Annotated in this window: 5 protein-coding genes; all 5 read right to left on the bottom strand. The window is 72.9% G+C overall.

Annotated features, from left to right (window positions below; all coding sequences use genetic code 11):
- On the bottom strand, window positions 1–331 hold a 331-nt coding region (locus tag HY703_05205; protein MBI4544569.1), incomplete at its 3' end, for a UDP-N-acetylmuramoyl-L-alanyl-D-glutamate--2,6-diaminopimelate ligase.
- 28 nt (window positions 332–359) lie between these two features.
- Window positions 360–2,399: a penicillin-binding protein 2 gene (locus HY703_05200; GenBank protein ID MBI4544568.1), complete on the bottom strand. Its 2,040-nt coding sequence runs from the start codon at window positions 2,397–2,399 to the stop codon at window positions 360–362.
- Between the two features lie 15 nt (window positions 2,400–2,414).
- Window positions 2,415–2,747 carry a cell division protein FtsL gene (locus tag HY703_05195; protein ID MBI4544567.1) on the bottom strand — a complete coding sequence of 111 codons (333 nt, stop codon included), beginning with the start codon at window positions 2,745–2,747 and terminating at the stop codon, window positions 2,415–2,417.
- The gene (rsmH, locus tag HY703_05190) at window positions 2,744–3,670 is read right to left on the bottom strand and encodes a 16S rRNA (cytosine(1402)-N(4))-methyltransferase RsmH (GenBank protein ID MBI4544566.1); all 927 of its coding nucleotides are present in this window, start codon (window positions 3,668–3,670) and stop codon (window positions 2,744–2,746) included. Before rsmH ends, HY703_05195 begins: the two co-directional genes overlap by 4 nt.
- Window positions 3,671–3,673: 3 nt before the next feature.
- Window positions 3,674–4,099, bottom strand: a complete 426-nt coding sequence (locus HY703_05185) for a division/cell wall cluster transcriptional repressor MraZ (GenBank protein ID MBI4544565.1) — start codon at window positions 4,097–4,099, stop codon at window positions 3,674–3,676.
- Window positions 4,100–4,473: the final 374 nt, after the last annotated feature.

Below are 4,473 nucleotides of genomic sequence, written 5' to 3'. Positions count from 1 at the left end.
TCACCGCGACCAGCAGCAGCTTCGCGCCAGGGTCCGCGAACACCACCGAGGCCGCCATCGCCGCCGCGCGACGGCCGTCGCTCACCACCACCTGCGGCAGCTCGCTCTCCTCCACCCGCCGCTCGACCAGCGCGGCCGCCGCACCCGCCGTCTTCGCGGCCGCCAGGTAGCCATGCCCGTCCACCGCCGTCCCTGCCCAGGCGCAAAACAGGTCGCCCGCCCGCACCCGCCGGCTATCGTCCGCTATCCCCAGCAGCTCCACGTCCGCAGCCGGCGGCTGGAGCAGCAGCCCCTCCAGCTCGAGCCGCTCCACCACCGCTCCCAGTCTCATGCTCCCGTGCTCCATGCTCCCGTGCTCCTCAGCGCTGGACTTCGCCCCGGATGGCGACCGTGCTGCCCGGGCGGGCGGGTGTGCCGGCGCTCGGGAGCATAGAGGCAATGCGGCCGCCGCCTTCCAGGCGCACGTTGAAGCCGCGGGCGTGCAGCCGGGCCGCGGCATCGCGGGCGGCGAGGCCGATGACGTCCGGGACGTAGTGCTGGTGAGCGGCAGTGCCGCGGCGGGCGGCCGCGCCCGTGCTCCCCGGTGCACGCGGGGCGCTGCCGGTCTCGAGCTCGACCATGACCGGCCGGGCCGGCACTGGTCCAGGCCGGGCGGCGGCGCGGCTCCACCAGCGGGATACGGCCGCGGCTGGCGCCGGAGTGGCGGTATCGGCCGGCGCTGTGGCCGGTGTGGGCGCTGCTGCCGCGAGGGCGCCGCGGTCCAGGGGGGTGTGCCAGGCGGCGAGGGCCGCGGCGAGGGTGGCACGGGTGACCGGCGCTGCGGCCAGGCCGCCGGTGTAAACGCCGCGGGGTCCGTCAAGCTTCACCAGGAAGACGAGCTGTGGGTCGTGTGCCGGGAAGAAGCCGGCAAAGGAGGCCGTATGCCCCGCTCCCCGGTAGGTGCCGCTGCGGAAGCGGCGGGCGGTGCCGGTCTTGCCGGCAATGGGGAAATCGCCGAGGGCGGCCTGCTGGCCGGTCCCGGCGTCCACGACCTCGGCGAGCACGGCGCTCATGGCCTGCGCGATGTCGGGGGACAGGACGCGGCGCACGCTGCGGGGCGGGAACCGTTGCAGCGTCCGGCCTTCCCGTGATCTGACTTCGCGCACCACTCTGGGCTCCATGAGCACGCCTCCGTTCGCCAGCGCGGCGTAGGCCAGGGCAAGCTGCAAAGGCGTGACCGCCACCTCGTACCCTATGGCCAGGCTGGCCGCAGAGTAGCGGGACCATTGGGCGGGCCGCCGCAGCACTCCCGGGGATTCGGACGGGTACGTCACCGCCGTTGGTGCGCCGAAGCCGAAGCCGCGCAGGTAGCGGTACTGCACTTCCGGCGGCAGTCGGTCCGACAGCTTGACCATCGCGATATTGGAGGACAGCCGGAGGGCATCCCGCACCGACAACCACGCGTACCCGTGAAGGTCGCTGACGGTCCGCCGCCCGTACTGATATCGTCCTTCTTCCGCATACACGCTGTCATCCAGGCTGGCCCGGCGCTCCGACAGCAGCGTCGCCACGAAGAAGGGCTTGAGCGTGGATCCCGGCTCGTACGGCTCGGTGGCCGCCCGCCAGTGGCGCAGCCCCCCCGCCTGGCGGCTGGCCGCGGCCAGGATCTCTCCCGTGTGCGGATCCAGCAGCAGCAGCTCGCCGCCCGCCGCGCCCGTCTCCGCGATCCCCCGGGTCAGGGACTGCTCGGCAATCTCCTGCAACTCGTAATCGATGGTGAGGAAGAGCTCGTGCCCCGGAACCGGCTCGGCCACCGGGAGCATGGCCCCGGGAATCGGTTCGCCCCGCGCCGTGCGCCGCACCACGGCCAGGCCGGCGCGGCCGCGCAGCAGCGAATCGAACTCGAGCTCCATGCCGCCCAGCGGCCTGCCATCCCTGGCCACCCGGCCCAGCAGCTCGGCCATCAGCTCGCCGTGCGGGTAGAAGCGCTCGAGCACGCGCTCGAAGTAGACGCCCGGCTGGCCCCCCAGATGCTCCCGGACCCGGGCGGGGTAGTGCCCCGGGAGCACGGCCCAGCGCCGCTGGCGCTCGACCGCGCGGCTGGCCGCGGCCGCCGGCAGGCCCAGCACGCGGGCCAGCTTCGCGGCCATGGCGGAGCCGTCGCGCAACTCGTGCGACGCCACAGCGACCCGGAACACCTCCCGGCTGGCCGCCAGCGGGACGCCGTCGCGGTCGTGAATCATGCCCCGCGGCGCGGGCAGGGAGAGCCGCCGCTGGTGCTGCTCCGCGGCCCGTGCGCCCCACTGCTCCGCCTCGAGCACCTGCACCGAGAACGCGCGCCCTGCGACCGTCAGAGCACAGAGCAGCAGCCCCGCCAGCAGGAGGCGCCGGCGCGTGGCGTAGTCGTGAGGCGCGCCCACCGTTCGCCCTCGCGCTCAGAAGGCCCGCGCCTGCCACCCGCGGGGTTCCGGCGGCGCCGGCCGCTCCGCTGGCAGCGAGAGGATGACCAGCTCCGGCCCCGCGGGCACGTACATGCCCAGGCGCCCGGCCGCGGCGGCCAGCACCTGGCTCCGGCTCTCGAGCCCGTGCGCCTGGCGCAGCAGCTCCGCGCGCTCGGCCTCGAGGACCGCGCTCTGGCGGCGGATCTGCTCAAGCCCGCGCAGCGCTTCGAGCGTCTGGCTCTGCCGTCGCACCACCAGAGCGAGTGCGCCCAGCAACAGTGCGAGGGCGAGCACCAGGCGCAGGAACCCGCGCTGGGGACGCATCATGCCGCCTTGCGCCACGCCCGCAGGCGAGCGCTGCGCGCGCGCGGGTTCCGCTCGACCTCTTCCGGCGCGGGAAAGACCGGCTTGCGCGTGAGGGTCTGGCCGAGCGGCACGCCGCGGCACTGGCAAATGGGCAGCTCCGGTGGGCAGATGCACCCCCGGCTCCACTCCCGGAAGGACTCCTTCACCGGGCGGTCCTCGAGCGAGTGATAGGAGATGACGACCAGGGTGCCCGCCGGCTCGAGTCGCTGGCGCAGCACGGGCAGCACTCTCTCGAGTGCGCCCAGCTCGTCGTTCACGGCAATGCGCAGGGCCTGGAACAAGCGTGCGCGCGTCTTCACAGCGACACGCGGGCCGAATACGCGCGCGAGCACGGCCAGGAGGTCGTCACTCACCGCGAAGGGCCGCTCCCGCCGCCGGCGCACCACCTCCGCCGCCAGCCGGCGCGACCGGCGCTCCTCGCCGTAGCGGAAGAAGAGATTGGCCAGCTCCTCCTGCGGCAGGTGGTTCAGCAGATCTGCGGCCGTGGTCGTGCTCTCCTCTGCCCGGCCCGCCATCCGCATGTCCAGCGGCGTGCCCGGGCGGAAGGAGAAGCCCCGCTCCGGCACGTCCAGATGGCGCGAAGAAAGCCCCAGGTCCAGCAATGCACCGGCCAGGGGCTCCACCCCCCGCTCCGCGACGTCGGCAAAGTTTCCCTGCACGAGATCTACCCGCTCCTCGAACCTGGCCAGCCGCCGGGCGGCCGCATCCAGCGCCTCGGGATCCCGATCCACACCGAGCAACCGCGTGCCGGCAGCTTCCAGGATGGCCTCGCCGTGCCCGCCACCACCCACTGTGCCATCGAAGTAGAGGCCGCCACGCGCCGGATCGAGAAAATCGAGCACCTCCCGGAGCAGCACCGGGACGTGATAGGGCGCAACTTCCACCGCTCAACCAAAGATCTGCGACGCGAACTGCCCGTATTCGCCCGCCTGCTCGCGCACTGCCTTGTCGAAGCGGGCCGGATTCCAGATCTCGATCTTGCTGATGGCACCGACCAGCAGCGCCTGCGAGTCCAGCTCCGCCATGTCCTTCAGGCGCGCCGGGATCAGGATCCTGCCCTGAGCATCCGGCGCCACGTCGTGCGCGTTCGAGAGCACGGAGAGCACCCACATGCGCGCGTTCGGCTGACGCAGGAGCTCCTGCAAACGCTCTTCCACCGGCCTCCACCCCGTCACCGTGTACAACGCAAGAGCGGGCGGATACGGCTGCACCAGGACGAAGGGCTCATCCGGCGCCTCGCGCCGGAACGGCGCGGGCAGTGCGATGCGCCCCTTCTCGTCGAACTGATACAGGTAGCTGCCCAGGAATCTCACGCGTCCCGCTCTCCCTGAATCCGCTCCCGCTCCCCCTCCCATCTCCCGTACCCGTACCCGAAATGCCTACCCTCGAAAACCGCCACTGCCACCATCCGTCTCGTCCCCGAGCGAACGCAGCCGCGCCTTTCTGTTCGCGGCGTTCCGCTCGGGAAGCCCTCCGGACCCCCTCGGACGGGGCCGGAGGCAGCATCACCCCCGGCCCGTCCGCCGCCGGCGGCTCCCTCACCCCGGCCGGATCCCCACCCCACCCCACAACAGGCCTCCAAGAAATCTGCGGAGCTCGGCTCCGCCTGTTCCCAGCACGGACCGGGAGCCGCATCACTCCCGGCCCGGCCTCCAGCGCCACCCCCACCCCATCCCCCGCGCAGCTC

This window comes from Gemmatimonadota bacterium, from assembly GCA_016209965.1.
Classification (GTDB): domain Bacteria; phylum Gemmatimonadota; class Gemmatimonadetes; order Longimicrobiales; family RSA9; genus JACQVE01.
This window is presented reverse-complemented; position numbering and strand designations above follow the sequence as displayed.

Bases quoted from the DNA above. Each gene is read 5' to 3' on its own strand.
- HY703_05195 (MBI4544567.1), bottom strand. From the start codon at position 2,747: ATGATGCGTCCCCAGCGCGGGTTCCTGCGCCTGGTGCTCGCCCTCGCA.